The 19,441-nt window shown below is 73.0% G+C and carries 22 protein-coding genes; 12 read left to right on the top strand and 10 right to left on the bottom strand.

Annotated features, from left to right (window positions below):
* Window positions 1–84: 84 nt before the first annotated feature.
* Window positions 85–750 (bottom strand): O-methyltransferase, encoded by a 666-nt coding sequence (locus tag ACFXMG_RS33795; protein WP_383829028.1) that lies wholly within the window; start codon window positions 748–750, stop codon window positions 85–87.
* 142 nt (window positions 751–892) lie between these two features.
* Here ACFXMG_RS33795 and sigE point away from each other — a divergent pair, with 142 nt between their 5' ends.
* The 5 genes from sigE (at window position 893) to ACFXMG_RS33770 (ending at window position 5,376) form a co-directional block, all read left to right on the top strand.
* Complete coding sequence (gene sigE, locus ACFXMG_RS33790; protein WP_383829030.1) at window positions 893–1,648, top strand: RNA polymerase sigma factor SigE; 756 nt, start codon at window positions 893–895, stop codon at window positions 1,646–1,648.
* Window positions 1,645–2,493, top strand: a complete 849-nt coding sequence (locus tag ACFXMG_RS33785) for an anti-sigma factor family protein (RefSeq protein ID WP_383829032.1) — start codon at window positions 1,645–1,647, stop codon at window positions 2,491–2,493. The genes sigE and ACFXMG_RS33785 overlap by 4 nt, the downstream gene beginning before the upstream one ends.
* Before the next feature lie 76 nt (window positions 2,494–2,569).
* Window positions 2,570–4,162, top strand: coding sequence for a trypsin-like peptidase domain-containing protein (locus ACFXMG_RS33780; protein ID WP_383829034.1), 1,593 nt, complete (start codon window positions 2,570–2,572; stop codon window positions 4,160–4,162).
* 93 nt (window positions 4,163–4,255) lie between these two features.
* Complete coding sequence (locus ACFXMG_RS33775) at window positions 4,256–4,711, top strand: sec-independent translocase (protein ID WP_383829036.1); 456 nt, start codon at window positions 4,256–4,258, stop codon at window positions 4,709–4,711.
* A gap of 62 nt (window positions 4,712–4,773) precedes the next feature.
* On the top strand, window positions 4,774–5,376 hold the full coding sequence (locus ACFXMG_RS33770; protein WP_383829038.1) for a hypothetical protein: 603 nt from the start codon (window positions 4,774–4,776) through the stop codon (window positions 5,374–5,376).
* A 126-nt stretch (window positions 5,377–5,502) separates the two neighbouring features.
* Here ACFXMG_RS33770 and ACFXMG_RS33765 read toward each other — a convergent pair whose 3' ends face one another.
* The 3 genes from ACFXMG_RS33765 to ACFXMG_RS33755 are packed head-to-tail and all read right to left on the bottom strand — an operon-like array spanning window position 5,503 to window position 8,517.
* Window positions 5,503–6,636, bottom strand: coding sequence for an Mrp/NBP35 family ATP-binding protein (locus ACFXMG_RS33765; RefSeq protein WP_383829040.1), 1,134 nt, complete (start codon window positions 6,634–6,636; stop codon window positions 5,503–5,505).
* Window positions 6,637–6,680: 44 nt separating this feature from the next.
* Window positions 6,681–7,256 carry a DUF1003 domain-containing protein gene (locus ACFXMG_RS33760; RefSeq protein ID WP_383829042.1) on the bottom strand — a complete coding sequence of 192 codons (576 nt, stop codon included), beginning with the start codon at window positions 7,254–7,256 and terminating at the stop codon, window positions 6,681–6,683.
* Window positions 7,249–8,517, bottom strand: coding sequence for a magnesium transporter MgtE N-terminal domain-containing protein (locus ACFXMG_RS33755; RefSeq protein ID WP_383829044.1), 1,269 nt, complete (start codon window positions 8,515–8,517; stop codon window positions 7,249–7,251). Before ACFXMG_RS33755 ends, ACFXMG_RS33760 begins: the two co-directional genes overlap by 8 nt.
* 327 nt (window positions 8,518–8,844) lie before the next feature.
* Between ACFXMG_RS33755 and ACFXMG_RS33750 the strand changes: the two genes are divergently transcribed.
* The gene (locus ACFXMG_RS33750; protein ID WP_383829063.1) at window positions 8,845–9,624 is read left to right on the top strand and encodes a hypothetical protein; all 780 of its coding nucleotides are present in this window, start codon (window positions 8,845–8,847) and stop codon (window positions 9,622–9,624) included.
* Window positions 9,625–9,631: 7 nt separating this feature from the next.
* Here the strand turns inward: ACFXMG_RS33750 and ACFXMG_RS33745 are convergent, their stop codons facing one another.
* Window positions 9,632–10,000 (bottom strand): winged helix-turn-helix transcriptional regulator, encoded by a 369-nt coding sequence (locus ACFXMG_RS33745; protein ID WP_383829046.1) that lies wholly within the window; start codon window positions 9,998–10,000, stop codon window positions 9,632–9,634.
* 62 nt (window positions 10,001–10,062) lie between these two features.
* Here ACFXMG_RS33745 and ACFXMG_RS33740 point away from each other — a divergent pair, with 62 nt between their 5' ends.
* Window positions 10,063–10,476, top strand: coding sequence for a YybH family protein (locus ACFXMG_RS33740; protein ID WP_383829048.1), 414 nt, complete (start codon window positions 10,063–10,065; stop codon window positions 10,474–10,476).
* Here ACFXMG_RS33740 and ACFXMG_RS33735 read toward each other — a convergent pair.
* Window positions 10,473–10,973 carry a hypothetical protein gene (locus ACFXMG_RS33735; protein ID WP_383829050.1) on the bottom strand — a complete coding sequence of 167 codons (501 nt, stop codon included), beginning with the start codon at window positions 10,971–10,973 and terminating at the stop codon, window positions 10,473–10,475. The genes ACFXMG_RS33740 and ACFXMG_RS33735 overlap by 4 nt on opposite strands.
* 25 nt (window positions 10,974–10,998) lie before the next feature.
* Window positions 10,999–12,126 (bottom strand): magnesium and cobalt transport protein CorA, encoded by a 1,128-nt coding sequence (locus ACFXMG_RS33730; protein WP_383829051.1) that lies wholly within the window; start codon window positions 12,124–12,126, stop codon window positions 10,999–11,001.
* Window positions 12,127–12,553: 427 nt separating this feature from the next.
* Between ACFXMG_RS33730 and ACFXMG_RS33725 the strand changes: the two genes are divergently transcribed.
* Window positions 12,554–13,144 carry a suppressor of fused domain protein gene (locus ACFXMG_RS33725; RefSeq protein WP_383829053.1) on the top strand — a complete coding sequence of 197 codons (591 nt, stop codon included), beginning with the start codon at window positions 12,554–12,556 and terminating at the stop codon, window positions 13,142–13,144.
* A 22-nt stretch (window positions 13,145–13,166) separates the two neighbouring features.
* Here ACFXMG_RS33725 and ACFXMG_RS33720 read toward each other — a convergent pair whose 3' ends face one another.
* Entirely contained in the window at window positions 13,167–14,450 is a 1,284-nt protein-coding gene (locus ACFXMG_RS33720) for an MFS transporter (RefSeq protein ID WP_383829055.1), read from the bottom strand.
* 201 nt (window positions 14,451–14,651) lie between these two features.
* Here ACFXMG_RS33720 and ACFXMG_RS33715 point away from each other — a divergent pair, with 201 nt between their 5' ends.
* The 3 genes from ACFXMG_RS33715 to ACFXMG_RS33705 all read left to right on the top strand — a co-directional run bounded on the left by ACFXMG_RS33715 (window position 14,652) and on the right by ACFXMG_RS33705 (window position 17,120).
* The gene (locus ACFXMG_RS33715; RefSeq protein WP_043230401.1) at window positions 14,652–15,290 is read left to right on the top strand and encodes a DUF6758 family protein; all 639 of its coding nucleotides are present in this window, start codon (window positions 14,652–14,654) and stop codon (window positions 15,288–15,290) included.
* A 124-nt stretch (window positions 15,291–15,414) separates the two neighbouring features.
* A complete protein-coding gene (locus ACFXMG_RS33710) occupies window positions 15,415–16,281 on the top strand; it encodes a PHP domain-containing protein (protein WP_383829057.1) in 867 nt (288 codons plus the stop codon).
* Between the two features lie 233 nt (window positions 16,282–16,514).
* Window positions 16,515–17,120: a MarC family protein gene (locus tag ACFXMG_RS33705; RefSeq protein ID WP_383829059.1), complete on the top strand. Its 606-nt coding sequence runs from the start codon at window positions 16,515–16,517 to the stop codon at window positions 17,118–17,120.
* 88 nt (window positions 17,121–17,208) lie between these two features.
* Here the strand turns inward: ACFXMG_RS33705 and ACFXMG_RS33700 are convergent, their stop codons facing one another.
* On the bottom strand, window positions 17,209–17,361 hold the full coding sequence (locus tag ACFXMG_RS33700) for a hypothetical protein (RefSeq protein ID WP_106978848.1): 153 nt from the start codon (window positions 17,359–17,361) through the stop codon (window positions 17,209–17,211).
* Between the two features lie 184 nt (window positions 17,362–17,545).
* Between ACFXMG_RS33700 and ACFXMG_RS33695 the strand changes: the two genes are divergently transcribed.
* Complete coding sequence (locus ACFXMG_RS33695; RefSeq protein ID WP_383829065.1) at window positions 17,546–18,472, top strand: NYN domain-containing protein; 927 nt, start codon at window positions 17,546–17,548, stop codon at window positions 18,470–18,472.
* Here the strand turns inward: ACFXMG_RS33695 and ACFXMG_RS33690 are convergent.
* A complete protein-coding gene (locus ACFXMG_RS33690; protein WP_384119798.1) occupies window positions 18,456–19,364 on the bottom strand; it encodes an alpha/beta fold hydrolase in 909 nt (302 codons plus the stop codon). The genes ACFXMG_RS33695 and ACFXMG_RS33690 overlap by 17 nt on opposite strands.
* Between the last annotated feature and the right edge of the window lie 77 nt (window positions 19,365–19,441).

The following is a 19,441-nucleotide window of genomic DNA, read 5'->3' as shown; positions in this document are numbered from 1 at the left end:
GGTACGGCCCCGCCGTCCGGGGCAGCGGCATGCCGGGGGTCTCGCGTCCGGAGCTTCTGAAGGGCCGGGACTTTCCGGGAGCGGTCAGCCGCGCCGGACGGCGCAGAGCAGGCCGTCGCCCACCGGCAGCAGGGTCGGGAGCAGCTGGGAGCTCTCCCGGACGGTGCGCAGCAGTTCGCGGACCCGCTGCACCTCGGCGGGCTGGGCGCCGGAGTCGACCGTGCGGCCGTCCGCGAAGACGCCCTCGAAGCAGACCAGACCCCCAGGTCGGAGCAGGCGCAACGATTCAGCGAGATAGTCCGGGTACTCCCCGCGGTCGCCGTCGCAGAAGACGAGGTCGTACCCGCCGTCCGCGAGCCGCGGCAGCACGTCGAGCGCCCGGCCGGGGATGAACCGTGCCCGGTTGCCGGCGAAGCCCGCCTCCCGGAACGCCGCCTTCGCGAACTGCTGATGCTCCGGCTGCACGTCCACCGTGGTCAGGGTGCCGTCGGGGCGCATCCCGAGCAGCAGGTAGATGCCCGACACGCCCGTGCCCGTACCGATCTCGGCCACCGCCTTGGCGTCCGCGGACGCGGCCAGCAGACGGAGCGCCGCACCGGTGCCCGGCGACACCGAGGGCAGCCCTGCCTCGTGGGCCCGCTCCCGGGCCCAGCGCAGAGCGTCGTCCTCGGCGACAAAGGCGTCGGCGAACGCCCAGTTCGTCTGCCGGTTGGCGGTAATGGCCCTCTCCTGTCCCCTTAGTTGGCGCAACGGTGACTGTATCCGCTGTCAGCGGGAACCCGCAGATGGGACCGGGCGTTCACCAGGGGAAGGACGCGCACGAGGACCGGCGGGCGACCCCGATTCAAATGCGCGTAAAGATTCTTATCCGGAGCTAACGGGCGAGGTGGCTATGGTAGGGGCTCCACTGGACACCACCAGAGCCGATAGGGGAGGTGCGGCTGCGCCTGTGGATCGGAGAGGGGCGTTCAGGCGTCTTCTCAGGTCGGCGGGTGAGCCGAAATCCGTGACCGACACCGCTGACAGCATCCACACCACCACCGCACCGACCACCGCGACCTTCGCATCGGATGCGGAATCGCAGGCGTGGACTCCGCCCACCTGGGAGGAGATCGTCAGCACGCACAGCGGTCGTGTCTACCGCCTGGCCTACCGCCTCACCGGCAACCAGCACGACGCCGAGGACCTCACCCAGGAGGTCTTCGTCCGCGTCTTCCGCTCGCTGTCGACGTACACGCCGGGCACCTTCGAGGGCTGGCTGCACCGCATCACCACCAACCTCTTCCTCGACATGGTCCGCCGGAAGCAGCGCATCCGCTTCGACGCGCTCGCCGACGACGCCGCCGAGCGGCTCCCCAGCCGTGAGCCCTCCCCCCAGCAGGTGTTCAACGACACCCACTTCGACGCCGACGTCCAGCAGGCGCTCGACACGCTGGCGCCCGAGTTCCGCGCCGCCGTCGTCCTCTGCGACATCGAGGGGCTCTCGTACGAGGAGATCGCCGCGACCCTCGGCGTGAAGCTCGGCACCGTCCGCAGCCGCATCCACCGCGGCCGCTCCCACCTGCGCAAGGCGCTCAAGCACCGTTCGCCCGAGGCCCGGGCGGAGCGCGCCCTGGCCACCGTCGGATGGGAGGCCGGGACAGCGTGAGCGGCACCCGTCCTCCGTCCCCGAGCCCCGCGGAGCACCACCTCGGGGACCGGCTCGCCGCGCTCGTCGACGGCGAGCTCGGTCACGACGCCCGCGAGCGGGTCCTCGCCCACCTCGCCACCTGCGCCCGCTGCAAGGCCGAGGCCGACGCGCAGCGCGCCCTGAAGAGCGTCTTCGCGTCCAGCGGCGCCCCGCAGCCCTCCGAGGGCTTCCTCGCCCGCCTCCAGGGCCTTCCCGGCGGCCCCGGCGGTCCCGGAGACCCCGGGCGCTCACCGCTGGAGCAGCTCCTCGAAGCCGGCGGCGTGAAGAGCGACGGCTTCGCCACCGCGCCCCCCGCCGCGCCCGAGACCGGCACCGGCTTCCGCGTCCACGCCGTCACCCCGCCGGGGCGCGGCCGGCGCTTCGCCGTCGCCGCCGCCGGCGCGGTCTCCTTCGCGGCCATCGCCCTCGGCGGCACCCTGCCCGTCGACAGCTCCCTCACCACCGCCGCGCGCGGCGGACAGGGCACCGGCAGCACGGTCACCCCGCTCCGCGCGGGCGCCTCCGTGGGACCCGGCTCGGCGGCCGGACGTTCGGACCGCTCCGAGCGCTCCACCGGCGGCGCCCAGTCCCTCGGCAGCGCCCCCCTCGTCCCCGGCGGCACCGTCCCCTCGGGGGCCGTCCCCGCGGACCTGGACCGGGCCGGTCCGGTCGCGGCGGTACGGCTCCGAGCCGTACAGGCGCAGTCGTTCTTCGCGCTCTCGCCGTTCATACGCCCGACGGCGCCCGCTCTCCAGCTGGCCCTCGGCCCGGCCCCCAGTCCGGCGCCCAGCCCGCCCGGCATCCCGCCGGGCTCCCACCGCTGAGCCCCGACCTGGTTGAATCCTCGGTCAGAGCACCCGAACACAGGGGCGCTCACCGGCCAGCGGTTGCGGGGAGAGCATGAACGACGGGAAGCCGAACTGGTGGAGCCGGCCCTCGACGCCCCCGGAGGCGGCGCGGATACCCACGCCGCCCCCGGCGGAGGAGGACGACTTCCCCCTCCAGGCCCCTGACCCGGCCGAACCCACCGCGCCGGAGCCGGAGCCGACCGCGGAGGCGCCCGCCGCCCCCAAGGTCGACATGACGAAGGAACCCGCCCCGGCGGAGCCGGAGCCCGTACAAGAGCCCGCCCCCGCCGCGCCGCAGCCGCTTCACGAGCCCGACGAGTACCGGACGCCGCCGTACGGCGAGCCCGGGCCGTGGGCGCCCGCGCCGCCCGTGCAGCACCCCGCCGCGCCCGCGACCGCCCCGCAGCCCGCCGTGGCCCCGCAGGGAGCCGTCCCGCCGCCGCAGGCGCCCGCGCAGCCGCACGCCTGGGGCCAGTACGACCCCTGGGGCGGCGGCCCCGGAGCCGTACCCCCTCCCGCACGGAAGAAGTCCCGGCGCGGTCTCGCCCTCGTCGGAGCCCTCGCCTTCGCCCTGGTCACCGGAGTCATCGGCGGCGGCGTCGGCGCCTACATCGAGCGCAACGGCGGGATCGGCACCGTCCACCTGCCGCAGGCCGAGTCCGGGAACACCGACCGCGCGCCCGAGAGCGTCGCCGGCATCGCGGCCCGCGCCCTGCCCGGCGTCGTCACCCTGCACGTCAGCGGCGGCGGCTCGGCCGGCACCGGCACCGGCTTCGTCCTCGACAACCGGGGCCACATCCTCACCAACAACCACGTCGTCGACGCCGCCGCCACCTCCGGCGACATCACCGTCACCTTCTCCAGCGGCGAGACCGCCTCCGCCAAGCTCATCGGCAAGGACACCGGCTACGACCTCGCCGTCGTCCAGGTCACCGGCGTCACCGGCCTCAAGCCCCTCCCGCTCGGCAACTCCGACGACGTCCGCGTCGGCGACCCCGTCGTCGCCATCGGCGCCCCCTTCGACCTCTCCAACACCGTCACCTCCGGCATCATCAGCGCCAAGGAGCGCCCGATCACCGCCGGCGGGGAGAAGGGCGACGGCAGCGACATCTCCTACGTCGACGCCCTCCAGACCGACGCGCCCATCAACCCCGGCAACTCCGGCGGCCCCCTCCTCGACGGGCAGGGCCGCGTCATCGGCATCAACAGCGCCATCCGCGCCGCCGGCGGCTCCGGCGACGGGGACGGCGGCACCGGCGGCCAGGCCGGCTCCATCGGCCTCGGCTTCGCCATCCCCGTCAACCAGGGCAAGCGCGTCGCCGAGGAGCTCATCAACACCGGCAAGGCCACCCACCCCGTCATCGGCGTCAGCCTCGACATGCAGTTCAACGGCGACGGCGCCCGCGTCGGCGACAAGGGCAAGGACGGCACCCCGTCCGTCACCCCCGGCGGCCCCGCCGCCAAGGCCGGACTGCGCCCCGGCGACGTCATCACCAAGGTCGACGGGCAGCGCGTCCACAACGGCGAGGAGCTGATAGTGAAGATCCGCGCCCACCGCCCCGGCGACCAGCTCGCCCTCACCGTCACCCGCGACGGCAAGGAACTCACCAGGACCGTCACGCTCGGCTCGGCACAGGGCACCTGAGGTACATGTGACGGACATCGCGAGGTACCCGTCCGGCAGTCCGGGCGGGTACCTTGGACCGAGCCGCCCTGGTCCGGCGTGAAGGAGCTATAGGTGTTCAGCGACATAGGCGCACTCGAGCTGGTGACGCTCATCGTCCTCGCCGTGCTCGTTTTCGGGCCGGACAAGCTGCCGAAGGTCGTCCAGGACGTCTCGCGCTTCATCCGGAAGGTCCGCGAGTTCTCCGACAGCGCCAAGGAGGACATCCGCAGCGAGCTCGGACCGGACTTCAAGGACTTCGAGTTCGAGGACCTCAACCCGAAGACCTTCATCCGCAAGCAGCTCGACGGCAACGAGGACCTCAGCGAGCTCAAGGAGCTGCGCTCCACCTTCGACCTCCGCAAGGAGATGAACGAGGTCGCCGACGCTGTCAACAGCCGCGAGAGCGCCCCGGCCGCCGCGCCCTCCACCGCCCCGGCGACGGTCAACGGTTCCGCGCCCGACCTGCTGAAGAAGCAGGACAAGCCCGCCTCGCCCGAGCCGCCGCCATACGACTCCGACGCGACCTGACACGGGCGGTCACCGACCGGTCGCTATCCTCCTTGAGTTGACGGACACAGGAGGCGGCCGAGATGAAGACGACGAGTCGAGTGGAAGCCGAAGGGTTTCTGCGCGCGCCCTTCGCCTGGTACGGGCTGGACGAGGCGTTCACCGGCCCCCGCCGGCTGATGCAGATCGGCACGGCGGCGGACGGCACCGTCCAGCACGGCTCCGTGGGCCACGGCGACGAGCCGTCGATAAAGTCCGAGACCGCCGGCACGGAGAAGGAGCGGTTCGCCGTCGTCGTGACCGTCGCCGCGAACCCCGTCCGCCGCACCGGTGACGGCACCGGCGTCCTCGACGCCACCACCGTCTCCTCCGCCGCCTGGCTGGCCGGCTCCGGGCTGCTCGCCCACACCTGGCCCGCCTCGCTCGACCACGGGCTGCGCGACCACTGGCTGGACCAGCAGACCGAGACGGCCTTCGAGCTGGCGGACGACCTCGACGGGGCCGCGTGGACCTCGCTGTCGCTGCCCGTCGACGGCGTCCCGGTGCCGTTCCACTACCGCGAGTCCGAGTTCGGGTGGGTGCTGGCGGGGTCGACCGGCGAGGTGCACATCGGGGCGTACGGGCGGGGGATGAGTGCGTACGGGCTCGGGTTCGCGCAGATCAAGGAGCTCGGGGCGTACGCCTGACAGGACATACGAAGGGCGCCCCGCAGCGGGGGCGCCCTTCACGCTGTGCGGCCTGTGCGGCTCGCAGTTCCGGTTGTGCCCACCCGTTCCGCCCCTAGCGGAACGCATGCCCACAACCGGGGGCGGTCAGAACTTGTTGCGCGGGGTGATGCCGAGGCTCAGGCCCGAGAGGCCGCGCTGGCGGCCGCCCAGCTTGCCGGCGATGGCGCGGAGGGCCGCGCCGGCGGGGGAGTCGGGGGCTTCCAGGACGACCGGCTTGCCGGTGTCGCCGCCCTCGCGCAGGCGCACGTCGATCGGGATCGAGCCGAGCACCGGGACCGTCGTGCCCGTGGTGCGGGACAGGCCGTCCGCGACCAGCTGGCCGCCGCCCGTGCCGAAGACGTCCACCATCTCGTCGCAGTGCGGGCACGGCAGGCCCGACATGTTCTCGACGACGCCGACGATCTTCTGGTGGGTCTGCACCGCGATCGAGCCGGCCCGCTCGGCGACCTCGGCCGCCGCCTGCTGGGGCGTCGTCACGACCAGGATCTCCGCGTTCGGCACCAGCTGCGCGACGGAGATCGCGATGTCGCCGGTGCCCGGGGGCAGGTCGAGCAGCAGCACGTCCAGGTCGCCCCAGTACACGTCCGCCAGGAACTGCTGGAGGGCGCGGTGCAGCATCGGGCCGCGCCACACCACCGGCGCGTTGCCCGGGGTGAACATGCCGATGGAGATGACCTTCACGCCGTTCGCCGACGGCGGCATGATCATGTTCTCGACCTGGGTCGGACGCCCGTCCGCGCCCAGCATGCGGGGCACGCTGTGCCCGTAGATGTCCGCGTCGACGACACCGACCTTCAGACCGTCGGCGGCCATCGCCGCGGCCAGGTTCACGGTCACGGATGACTTGCCGACACCGCCCTTGCCGGAGGCGACCGCGTACACCCGGGTCAGCGAGCCCGGCTTCGCGAACGGCACCTCGCGCTCGGCGGTGGTGCCGCGCAGCGCCGCCGCCAGCTCCTTGCGCTGCTCGTCGCTCATCACGTCCAGCGTCACGTCGACACCCGTGACGCCCTCGACGCCCGAGACGGCCTCGGTGACGCGTTGCGTGATGGTGTCGCGCATCGGGCAGCCGGAGACCGTCAGGTAGACCGTCACCGCGACCCTGCCGTCCGGTCCGATCTCCACCGACTTGACCATGCCGAGTTCCGTGATCGGACGATTGATCTCGGGGTCGTTCACCGTCGCCAGTGCTTCGAGCACCGCGTCTTCCGTAGCCATAGGTCCGATGGTACGGCGACGACCGTCCCGTCATGAAAGGGCTGTCAACGGTCGGGTACGTCACTCCGCCGCTCGCCGTCCGGCGGGAATAGATCGCGTTCCTGTCCGCGCTCCTCCAGTTCCCTCACCAGGTCCTGGAGTTCGGACCGGATCCAGTCCCGGGTGGCGACCTCCCCGAGGCCCATCCGCAGCGCCGCGATCTCCCTGGTCAGGTACTCCGTGTCGGCGATCGAGCGCTCGTTCTGCTTCCGGTCCTGCTCCAGGTTGACCCGGTCCCGGTCGTCCTGCCGGTTCTGCGCCAGCAGGATCAGCGGAGCCGCGTACGACGCCTGGAGGGAGAGCATCAGGGTCAGGAAGATGAAGGGGTACTCGTCGAACTTCAGCGACGCCGGGGCGAAGATGTTCCACACCACCCAGGCGATGATGATCACCGTCATCCAGACGATGAACCGCCCCGTGCCGAGGAAGCGCGCGATCCGCTCCGACATGCGGCCGAACGCCTCGGGGTCGTACTCCGGCAGCAGCCGCGAGCGGCGAACCCGGGGCTGGTCGAGCCGGATGCGCGGCAGCGGCCGGTCCCGCTCCCGCTCGCGGTCCCGCTCCTGCGACCGCTCAGCCACCGCGCACCCCCTCCTCGTGGAACTCCGTCTCCCGCCAGTCGTCCGGCAGCAGGTGGTCGAGCACGTCGTCGACGGTGACCGCGCCCAGCAGCGAACCGCTCTCGTCCACGACCGGCGCCGCCACCAGGTTGTACGCGGCGAAGTAGCTGGTCACGGCCGGCAGCGGGGTGTCCGGGCCGAGCGGCGGAAGGTCGCTGTCGACGAGCGCGCTGACCAGGGTGAAGGGCGGGTCGCGCAGCAGCCGCTGGAAGTGCACCGTGCCCAGGTACTTCCCGGTCGGCGTCTCGTCCGGCGGCCGACACACGTAGACCTGCGCGGCGAGGGCCGGCGACAGGTCCTGCTGCCGTACGCGGGCGAGCGCGTCGGCCACCGTGGCGTCCGGGCGCAGCACGATCGGCTCGGTGGTCATCAGACCGCCCGCCGTCCGCTCCTCGTACGACATGAGCCGGCGCACGTCGGCCGCCTCCTCCGGCTGCATCAGGGTGAGCAGCCGCTCCTTCTCGTCCTCGGGCAGCTCGTTGAGGAGGTCGGCGGCGTCGTCGGGGTCCATCGCCTCCAGGACGTCGGCGGCCCGCTCCTCCTTGAGCTTGCCGAGGATCTCCACCTGGTCGTCCTCGGGCAGCTCCTCCAGGACGTCGGCGAGCCGGTCGTCGTCGAGGGCGGCGGCGACCTCGGCGCGCCGCTTGGGGGAGAGGTGGTGGAGCGCGTTGGCGAGGTCGGCGGGGCGGAGCTTCTCGAAGGTGGCGACGAGGCTCTCGGCGCCCTGTCCGTGCTCCTCCAGGGAGAAGCCGGTGACCGCCGACCACTCCACGGTCAGCGTCTCTCCCTTGCGCCGCAGGGCGCCGCCCTTGCCGCGCCGGACGAAGACCCGGTCGATCTCCCAGTCGCGGCGGGCGGGCAGCTGCTGGATGGCGATGTCGAGGACGGTGACCTCCTCGCCGGTCTGGGCCAGGGTCACCCGCCGGTCGAGGAGTTCGCCGAGGACGAGCCGCTCGGTCGGCCGCTGCTCGAAGCGGCGCATGTTCACCACGCCGGTGGTGATGACCTGTCCGGACTCGACGCCGGTGATCCGGGTCATCGGGACGAAGACCCGGCGCCGGCTCAGCACCTCGACGACCATGCCGAGCAGCCGGGGCGGGCGGCGGCCGACGCGGAGCATCGCCACCAGGTCGCTGACCCGGCCCACCTGGTCGCCGACGGGGTCGAAGACGGCCACGCCCGCGAGGTGGGAGACGAAGATCCGGGGGGCGCCTGCCGCCATGCCTCGCGCCTCCTCGGTGCCGCACCATCAGGGTCGCCGCGCCGCCCCGGGGCGTTTCGCGTCTTTCGCGGCGCCCTGGGCGGGCTTCGCATGGTTCAGGCTAGCCCGTGGTGGTGCACCCCGCTCCGGCAGCGCCGCCGTCCGGCTGCCTGCGGGGACGCCGGGCCCGCCCGGGTACGCTGCGGTCTGCCGCCCCCCACCGGCACCGGCCGGTCCGCCCGGCCGACCCCGGCGGCCCTTCCGCCGTGTGCGCACGGCCCGGGCCGTTCCCCCCTCACCGCAGAACGAGAGGCAGCGCAGGTGACCGTCCGCACCCCGTCATCGCGTATCCCGTCCGTACCGCCGGCGCGCGCCCGCAGGGCCTCCGCGGGCCGCCTCCGCAGGGCGGCCGTGCCGCTGGTGCTGTGCGCGGGGCTGACGGCGGGTCTGGCGGCCTGCGCGGCCGACCCGGACGAGGGGACGAACGGGGTCGGGAGGCTGTCGGCGCCGGAGATCGAGCGGGAGGCCCGCACGGCGGCGGACGCGGCGACGGCCGTCCGGCTGGCCGGCACCCTGGTCAGCAAGGGCGGCACCTTCAAGCTGAACATGCGGCTGAAGCAGAACGGCGCCACCGGCTCGGTGACCACGAAGAACAGCACCTTCGAGCTGCTGCGGGTCGGCGACGCGCTCTACCTCAAGGCCGACGCGGGCTTCTGGACGCACGAGGAGAAGGGCGACGACGAGCCCAGCGAGGCCGACACGGAGGCCGCCGACAAGCTGGACGACATGTACGTGAAGGTGCCGCACGACGACCCCTCGTACAAGCAGCTGCGCGGCTTCACCGAGATGGATCCGCTGCTGCGCGGGCTGATCGGCCTGCACGGGGAGGTCGTCAAGGGCGACCGGGACCAGATCGGCGGGGTCCGCACGGTGAAGGTGAAGGGCGGCCCGGACGGCGAGGGCGGCACCCTCGACGTGGCCCTGGAGGGCTCCCCGTACCCGCTCCAGCTCGCGCGCGGCGGCGGCGCCGGCCTGGTGGTCCTCTCCGAGTGGGACAAGGACTTCCCGCTGTCCGAGCCGAGCCGCGAGGAGACCCTCGACTACGGGCGCCAACTGCCGCGCACCTGAGCCGGGTTCAGCCCTCCGCCGCACCCCAGTCCCACAGCGCCTGGAGCACCGGTCCGAGCTCCCGGCCGCGCGGCGTGAGCCCGTACCGCACGGTCGGCGGCCAGCCGGGGCGCCGCTCGCGGACCACGACGCCCGCCTCGGCGAGCTGCGTCAGCCGCTCGGACAGGACCTTCTCCGAGAGCCTCGGCAGCGCCTCCCGCAGCTCGCTGTAGCCGCGGTCGCCGCTCAGCAGCTCGCGCACGACCAGGGTGGTCCAGCGGCCCCGCAGGGCGGCGAGGGCGATCTCGACCGGGCAGTCCGGGGCGGGCGCGTCGACGCGGGCGCGGGGATCGCCGTCCGGGAGCCCCGGCGGGTGGCCAACCGTTCGGTGAGTCACGAGGCCGCCTCCTAGCGTGTCGGGGGTCAGATTCTCCCGGTACGGAAGGACGTCCGTCGACCATGTCCACCACCCCGAGCGCCCTCGCCACCCGGCCCGAGGACGTGCCCGCCGTCTTCGCGGCCCGTTTCAACAGCGGTGACCCCGCGGCCCTCGCCGAGGTCTACGAGGAGGGCGCGGTCCTGGCCGCGGGACCGGGCGGCGCGCCGCTCACCGGCGCCGCCCTGCACGCCGCCAACGCGCGGCTCCAGGCGCTGGGCGTCCCGATCGCGGTCCGCCCGAGGCGGGTGTACGCGGCCGGCGGCCTGGCGCTGCTCGTCGTGGACTGGATCGTCGAGGGCACCGGCCCCGACGGGCACCCTGTACGGGTCGAGGGCACTGCCACGGACGTGGCCCGCCGCGGCGGGGACGGCCGGTGGCGCTATGTCGTCGACAGCCCCTTCGGGACGGCGCCCGGGGGGCTGCCGGAGAGCTAGCGCTTCCGCTTCCGGCCGAAGAGCAGCTTGGGGAGGGCGGCGGGGACGGGGTGGCGGGTGGTCGCCGCGGAGGGGAGGGGGACGGCGGCGAGCGAGCCGTCCGGGAGGTCGGTGGTGGCGGTGCGGGGGTCGAGGCGCAGGACGCGGCACTCGCGGGCCCAGCGGGCGGTCATGGCCTCGCCGTCGGGGGCGTTGAGCCGCTTGCCCTTCAGTTCGGCGACGGCCGCGTCCCACTCCTCGGTGCCGGGGGCGAGCTGGTGGACGGCGGCCGTCCAGGAGACGATCCGGCCGCCCTTGTCCTTGCTGCGGACGGTGACCTCGGCGGTGGCGCCGTCGGCGAGGCCGGGGAGCGGCTGCTCGCCGGGGCCGTCGCCGACCACGTGGGCGGCGCCGTCGTGCCAGACGTGCCAGAGCGCCCGGGCGGGCCCGGTGCCCCGGACCCAGACGAGGCCGGACTTCTTGGTGGCCTCCTCGACGAGGAACAGCTCTTCTGTCATGGCCCGAAGCCTAACGGCAGGCCCGTCAGAGCCAGCCGTTGCGCTTCAGGGTGCGGTGGATGGTGAAGCAGATGACGGCGATCCCGCCGAGGACCATCGGGTAGCCGTACTTCCAGTGCAGCTCCGGCATGTGGTCGAAGTTCATGCCGTACACGCCGCAGACCGCGGTGGGGACGGCGACGATCGCCGCCCACGAGGTGATCTTGCGCATGTCCTCGTTCTGCGCGACGGTCGCCTGCGCCAGGTTGGCCTGGAGGATCGAGTTCAGCAGCTCGTCGAAGCCGACGACCTGCTCCTGGACGCGCGCGAGGTGGTCGGCGACGTCCCGGAAGTACTTCTGGATGTCCGGGTCGACCAGCCGCATGGGCCGCTCGCTGAGCAGCTGCATCGGGCGCAGCAGCGGGGTGACGGCGCGCTTGAACTCCAGCACCTCGCGCTTGAGCTGGTAGATCCGGCCGGTGTCCGTGCCGCGCGTGGAGCCCTTCGCGGCCGGCGAGAAGACGTCGATCTCCAGTTGGTCGATGTCGAGCTCGACGGCGTCGGCGACGGCGATGTAGCCGTCGACGACGTGGTCGGCGAGGGCGTGCAGGACGGCGGAGGGGCCTTTGGCGAGGAGCTCGGGCTCGCCCTGGAGGCGGTGGCGGAGGTTGCGCAGGGAGCCCTGGCCGCCGTGGCGGACGGTGATGACGAAGTCGGGGCCGGTGAAGCACATCACCTCGCCGGTCTCCACCACCTCGCTGGTGGCGGTGAGTTCGGCGTGCTCGACGTAGTGGATCGTCTTGAAGACGGTGAAGAGGGTGTCGTCGTAACGCTCCAGCTTGGGCCGCTGGTGGGCGTGGACGGCGTCCTCGACGGCGAGCGGGTGGAGTCCGAACTCGGCGGCGATACCGGCGAATTCGGCCTCGGTCGGCTCGTGCAGACCGATCCAGGCGAAGCCGCCGGACTCGCGCACCTGGGACATGGCGCCGCGCGGGGTGAGGCAGGCGCGGTCGTCGACCCGGCTCCCGTCGCGGTAGACGGCGCAGTCGACGATGGCGCTGGAGGCGGAGTGGTCGCGGGTCGGGTCGTAGTTCGTGTACGTGGTCGGGGTCTTGCGCGGGCTCGGGCGCAGGCTCGGCCGAACGGCGGCACGCAGGTCACGGATCATCGACATGAGGGTGCTCTCCTTCACGGACAGGCCGTCGGTGATCGTGGCGCAACCCGGAATGGGGACGGGAACGAGACGTCGTCCACAAAGCGGGCGGCACCGGCGGATCGAGGCGACGGCGTTCGCAACTCAGACAGGCAAAGAGGGGATGCTCTTCCGTCGTACGCGATGCCGGGGAAAGGGGGTCCGCGGTTCAGGGACCCGGGGTCACCGGAGGGAGGAACGCACCCGACTCGGGTGCGGTGCGGCGGAAGAGCGGCTGGTACTGCCCGATCGACTTCGGTCCATCGCAGTCCCACCTCCTCCGGTCGGTCCCTCGTGAGGGATGACGTGTGACGCACAGTCGGGAAACCCGACCAGTGGCCAACACTATCAGCCGACCGAGGGTCAATCCCTTACTTTGCCCGTTCCATACGCGATCTATGCTCGCGGCATGGGAGAAGTTCTTGCACTGGTCGAGGCCCGGCTGCGTACGGCCCTTGGCGAACCGGACGCGCGGGCCGCGGTGACCTTCCTCGGCACCGACCGGATCGAGGTGCTCCGCTTCGTCGACGCGGAGGCGGGTCTCGTGCGCTACGCCACGCTCGGCATGTCGGCCGCGCCGATGGCCGACCCGACGGCGGCGCTCGCGGACCCGGTGAAGGGGCCGCGCGCGGAGCTGGTGCTGACCGTGCGGCTGGGGCGCGCCGACACCGACAAGGTGCTGCGTCCGCTGGCGGTGCTCGCCGCGACCCCGCAGGTGGAGGGCGTGATCGTGGCCCCCGGCGCCTCGCTGGACGTGGGCGATCCGCTGTGGCCGGAGGCCGGTTTCACTTCGGTGCTGGTGGCGGAGTCGGGCGGTCTTGTGGAGGACCTGGAGCTCGACGAGCCGATGGACCCGGTCCGCTTCCTGCCGCTGCTGCCGATGACCCCGAACGAGGCCGCCTGGAAGCGCGTCCACGGGGCGCAGGCCCTGGAGGAGCGCTGGCTCGCGCAGGGCACGGACCTGCGCGATCCCCTGCGCGGGTCCGTGGCCCTGGACTGATCCCGGTACGGGATCCGGTCCCTCAGTTCGCGAAGACGGAGACGCCGTCCTCGGTGGCGTGCCGCGGGGCGAGCTCCTCGGCGGTGGGGGTCCCCCCGTTCGAGCGAAGCCGAGAGTGGGGGAGCGTGAGGGAGGACCGGCGGACGACGACGATCCCGGCGCCGATGACGGCGGCGACCGCCGCGACGGTGAACGGCGTGTGGACGTCGCTCCACTCCTCGATCTTCGGCGCGAGGTAGGGGGCGGCGGCCGCCGCGAACCAGCGGACGAAGTTGTAGCCGGCGCTGGCCACCGGGCGCGGGGCGTCGGAGACGCCGAGGGCGAGCTCGGTGAAGACGGTGTTGTTGACGCCGATGAACGCGCCGGACAGGACCGTGCAGACGACGGCCGTGGTGTGGTTCCCGTACCCGAGGACGACCACGTCGGCGGCGAGCAGCACCAGCGATCCGGCCAGCACCGTCAGGGAGCCGAACCGGCGCTGGAGGCGGGGCGCGACGAGCACCGAGAAGACGGCGAGCAGCACGCCCCAGGCGAAGAAGACCGCGCCCGACTTGTACGGCGTCATGTTCAGCACGAACGGCGTGAACGCGAGGACCGTGAAGAACGCGTAGTTGTAGAAGAAGGCGGCCGCGGCGGCGGAGGCGAGCCCGCCGTGCCCGAGGGCCTTGAGCGGGTCGAGCAGTGAGGTCTTGCGGGCGGGCTTGGGCTGCTCCTTGAGGAAGACCGTGATGCAGACGAAGCCGATCGCCATGAGCGCGGCGGTGCCGAAGAACGGGTAGCGCCAACTGGCGTCGCCGAGGAGGGCGCCGAGCAGGGGCCCGCAGGCCATGCCGAGGCCGAGCGCCGACTCGTACAGGAGGATCGCGGCCGCGCTGCCGCCCGCCGCCGCGCCGACGATCACGGCGAGCGAGGTGGAGACGAAGAGCGCGTTGCCGAGGCCCCAGCCGGCCCGGTAGCCGACCAGTTCGCCGACGGAGTCCGAGGTGCCGGCGAGGGCGGCGAAGACGACGACGAGGGCGAGGCCCGCCAGGAGGGTGCGGCGGCCGCCGATCCGGCTGGAGACGTAGCCGGTCACCAGCATCGCGACGGCGGTGATGAGGAAGTACGAGGTGAAGAGCAGGGAGACCTGGCTCGGCGTGGCCTCCAGGCCCTGGGCGATGGACGGCAGGATCGGGTCGACGAGGCCGATGCCCATGAAGGCGACGACCGACGCGCCGGCCGTGGCCCAGACGGCGGGGGGCTGGCGCAGGATCCCGCCGCCGGACGCCTCGGCCGTTTCGAGGGGGTCTTCCGTTCGCTGCTCCATGGGGCCGCTCCTCGGCTCGGGATGAGTGGTATATGCACACAATAAGTTAGAGAGGCTAATGGATGCAAGATACATCTATCTCCGGGTTCCGGTACGTCCCCGGGCGGACCCGGGCGCCCGGGTGACGGGGCGCGGGCCGGACGGGTGATCGGTGGCGGTCGTCCTTGACGGGAGGCGCGAGCGGTAGGACCGTTGAGCCCTATGAGGGGCGAACCCAGTTGTCCGAAGTGCGGTGGGCGGGTCAGGGCGCCCGGTCTCTTCGCCGACTCCTGGCAGTGCGACGTACACGGACCCGTGCACCCGCTCCAGCCCGTGATCCCGCCCAGTGTCGAAGCCCTCGGCGTCGTCGTGCACCGCTCCCAGGTGCCCGTCTGGATGCCCTGGCCGCTCCCCGTCGGCTGGCTCTTCACCGGAGTCGCCTACGCAGGTGACGACCGCAGCGGCGGCCGCGCCACCGCCGTCGCGTGCTCGGGACCCGGCCCGCTCGGCGGCATCGGCGAGCTGCTGCTCGTCGCCGAGGAGCTCGGCGTCGGCCTCGGCGCCCGGTACGCGGGCATCGACGGCCCCGACCCCGGCTCCGGCATGGCCATCGACAAGCCGCCGCAGGCCAAGGTCCTCGCCGCCGGCCGCCCCACCCCGCTCTGGCACGTCACCGGCACCCCCCACGACCGGGCCGTCTTCGCCGGCGAGGCCCGCGGGCTCTGGCTCTGGGCGATCGTCTGGCCCGAGCAGTCCGGACTGCTGATGTACGACGAACTCGTCCTCACCGACCTGCGCGACGCGGGCGCCGAGGTCGAGCTGCTGCCCTGCGGCGCGCTCACCCCCCGCCTGCTCGGCTGACGACCCGTCGGCACCCGGGGTGCCGTAATGGGCGCCCACTGTCCCGGATCCGTACACCTGTGTGCGTATCGGCCGTTATGCTGAAGCGTCACTCGTCCGTGCCGAACCCCTGGAGAACCGCGTCGTGCGCATCGACCTGCACAGCCACTCCACGGCGTCCGACGGCACCGACACCCCCGCCGAGCTGGTGCGCAACGCCGCCGCGGCCGGACTGGACGTCGTCGCCCTCACCGACCACGACACCACCCGCGGGCACGCCGAGGCGCTCGCCGCCGCGCCCGAGGGCCTGACCGTCGTCCCCGGCGCCGAGCTCTCCTGCCGCCTCGACGGCATCGGCCTGCACATGCTCGCCTACCTCTTCGACCCCGAGGAGCCCGCCCTGCTCGCCGAGCGCGAGCTGGTCCGCGACGACCGGGTGCCGCGCGCCCGCGCCATGGTCGCCCGGCTCCAGGAGCTCGGCGTCCCCGTCACCTGGGACCAGGTCGCCCGGATCGCCGGGGACGGCTCCGTGGGCCGCCCGCACGTCGCCGAGGCGCTCGTCGAGCTGGGCGTCGTCCGCGACGTCTCCGGGGCCTTCACCGCCGAGTGGATCGCCGACGGCGGCCGCGCCCACGTCGAGAAGCACGAGCTCGACCCGGCGGACGCCGTCCGCCTCGTCAAGCGGGCCGGCGGCGTCACCGTCTTCGCCCACCCCGCCGCCGTCAAGCGCGGCCAGGTCGTGCCCGAGTCCGCGATAGCCGCCCTCGCCGAGGCCGGACTCGACGGCATCGAGGTCGACCACATGGACCACGACGAGCCCACCCGCGCGCGGCTGCGCGGGCTCGCCAAGGAGCTGGGACTGCTGGTCACCGGCTCCAGCGACTACCACGGCAGCCGCAAGACCTGCCGGCTCGGCGAGTACACCACCGACCCCGAGGTCTACGGCGAGATCACCCGCCGGGCCACCGGCGCCTTCCCCGTCCCCGGCGCCGGCGGAGCCCTCGCCGGCTAGGGCACACCCCTCAGGGCCCCCAGGGCCCTTTTCGGAGGTCGGCCGCCCTCCCCGCCGTCCCGCGACGGCGGGGTGCCGTGCCGTCCGGCCGCCCGCGCCCGTCCCGTACCGCCCCTGAGTCCCGCACGCCCGTCGTGCGGTGGCGGGGCACTCCTGCCACCGCGCCGGAACCTCTCGTTCCGGTCCGGTGCCCCTCTCCCTCGTTCGACCCTCACCCCGCAAGGCACCCCACTGTGTTCGACCTCGCCGTCTTCGGCTCGCTCTTCCTCACCCTCTTCGTGATCATGGACCCGCCCGGCATCACGCCGATCTTCCTGGCGCTCACCTCCGGCCGCCCGGCCAAGGTCCAGCGCCGGATGGCCTGGCAGGCCGTCGCCGTCGCCTTCGGGGTCATCACCGTCTTCGGCATCCTCGGCCAGCAGATCCTGGCCTACCTGCACGTCTCCGTCCCCGCGCTGATGATCGCGGGCGGTCTCCTGCTGCTGCTCATCGCGCTCGACCTGCTCACCGGCAAGACCGACGAGCCGAAGCAGACCAAGGACGTCAACGTCGCCCTGGTCCCGCTCGGCATGCCGCTGCTCGCCGGGCCCGGCGCCATCGTCTCCGTCATCCTCGCCGTCCAGCACGCCGACAGCGCCTCCGCCCAGATCTCCGTCTGGGCCGCCATCGCGGCCATGCACCTCGTGCTCTGGCTGACCATGCGCTACTCGCTGCTGATCATCCGCGTCATCAAGGACGGCGGCGTCGTGCTCGTCACCCGGCTCGCGGGCATGATGCTCTCCGCGATCGCCGTGCAGCAGATCATCAACGGCGTCACCCAGGTCATCCAGGGGAGCTGACCTTCCCCGGACACCACTGCGCCCCCGTGCGGATTCCGCCTGAGCGGAGTCCGCGCGGGGGCGCGGTGCGTGGTGTGGACCTGCCCCGTTACGAGGCGGAGGTCTCTGCGGGTCGGATCCAGATGCGCTGACCGATAGCGGCGGCCTGCTGCACGATCCGGTTGACGGAGGCGGCGTCCACGACGGTCGAGTCGACGGGCGTACCGTCGACGTCATCGAGGCGCAGGATTTCGAAGCGCATGGCTTCTCCCTTCGTCCGAGTTGATCCTCCATGCGGAGAACTTGTGTACGTATGGTCCAACGGCAGAGCCACCCAGAACATTCCTTACGCTAAAGAAAACTTTTGGATGGCTAACTACTCATGGGTAAGGGGATGTGGCGGCGCGCCCCGGCGAAGCGGACAATGAGGGCCGATGAACGACGCCATGAACCCCCCACCACCCCCCGCCGACGACACCCTCCGCGCCCTCGGCGCGCTGGACGCCCGCCTGGAGCGCACCAATGAGCTCCTGAGACGGATGCTGGCCGAGGTCGCCAAGACCCCGTCCACCCACGCCATCTTCGTCGACGCGGGTTACGTCCATGCTTCGGCCGGGTTGCTGGTGACCGGCACCGAGGACCGCCGCTCCTACGACCTCGACGCCGAGGGCCTCATCGAGGCGTTCATCGACACCGCGCGGACGATCTTCGCCGACAGCCGGCTGCTGCGCGTCTACTGGTACGACGGCGCCCGCCGCCGCATCCACACCCCCGAGCAGCAGTCCATCGCCGAGCTCCCCGACGTCAAGGTCCGCCTCGGCAACCTCAACGCCAACAACCAGCAGAAGGGCGTCGACTCCCTCATCCGCACCGACCTGGAGTCCCTCGCCCGCCACCGCGCCATCAGCGACGCCGCCCTGATCGGCGGCGACGAGGACCTGGTCTCCGCCGTCGAGGCCGCCCAGGGCTACGGCGCCCGCGTCCACCTCTGGGGCATCGAGGCCGCCGACGGACCCAACCAGGCCGAGGCGCTGCTCTGGGAGGTCGACAGCCAGCGCACCTTCGACCTCGACTTCTGCCGGCCGTACGTCACCCGCCGCCCGGTCACGATGTACGAGAACGAGACCGAGCCGCCGCCCTCGCGCGACGAGGTCCGCTTCGTCGGCGCCCAGATCGCCGCCACCTGGCTCGGCGAGCGGGGCCGCGACCGCCTCGCCGAACTCCTGCCCGGCGATCCGTACCTCCCCGCCGCCGTCGACCAGGACCTCCTCGTCGAGGCCGAGTCCCGGCTCAGCCGCTCCCTGCGCGGCCACGGCGCCCTCCGCCGCGCCCTGCGCGACGGCTTCTGGCAGTACCTCAGGGCGCAGTACTGACCTTCGCCGCGGACTCCTCGCGGGAGAGCGCGTCCACCCGCCGCCAGAACGCCGTGAGGCGCTCGGCCAGCTCGCGCGGGTGCGAGACGTTGGGGGAGTGGCCCGCGCCCTCCACCACCGTGTGGTGCGCGCCGGTACGGGCGGCGGCCGCCGCCAGCTCGGCCGGCGGCCAGACCATCTCGCCGGAGCCGTACGCCACGTGCACGGGCAGCGGCAGGGCGGCCAGCTCCGCCGCGCCGTCCGGGTCGCGCAGCAGCAGCCGCCCCGCGCCGGACAACTGGGAGATCCGGGTCAGCATCCAGCGGCGCCGCAGGAAGCCGAGCAGCTCCGCCGAGTCGACCTCCACGTCCGGCTCCTCGCCGCGGCTGTCCAGCCACCGCGTGGTCCGCCACACCCGGTCCTTCGCCAGCAGCGCGTGCCCGGCGCGCAGCGCCCGGATGCGGATCCGCTGGGGGCGGGCGACCCGGCCGGGGCCGGAGGAGAGCAGCGTCAGCGAGCGGAAGGCGCGCGGGGCGAGGACGGCGGCCGAGCGGGCGACGAGCCCGCCGAAGGAGTGCCCGAGCAGGTGCACGGGCCCGTCGCCGAGCGCCATCGCCTGCGCGACCGCGTCCAGGGCGAGCGCCCGGCGGCGGTAGGCGGCGCGGCCCCGGGGGCCGTACGACTCGTGCTGTCCCCGCCCGTCGACGGCGACGACGCGGTATCCGGCCTCGCTCAGCGGCCCGAGCAGGGCCAGGAAGTCCTCCTTGCTGCCGGTGTACCCCGGCAGCATCAGCACCGTCCCCCGCCGCTCGCCCGCCGCCCCGGCGTCGAGCACGGCGAACCCGCCGCGCACGGTCTCCAGACGGTGGGCCCGGGTGCGCGGCGGCAGCGACAGGGAGCGGGGCTTGCTCATGCAAGGACTGTAACCGGAGGACGCGCTCCGGAGCCCGGCCGGGAACGACGACGGCGGCCCGGCCCCTGGTGGGGGGC

The organism is Streptomyces sp. NPDC059201, from assembly GCF_042754585.1.
GTDB lineage: Bacteria > Actinomycetota > Actinomycetes > Streptomycetales > Streptomycetaceae > Streptomyces.
Note: the sequence above shows the minus strand (reverse complement) of the source record. Positions and strands in the feature narration are given on the sequence as shown.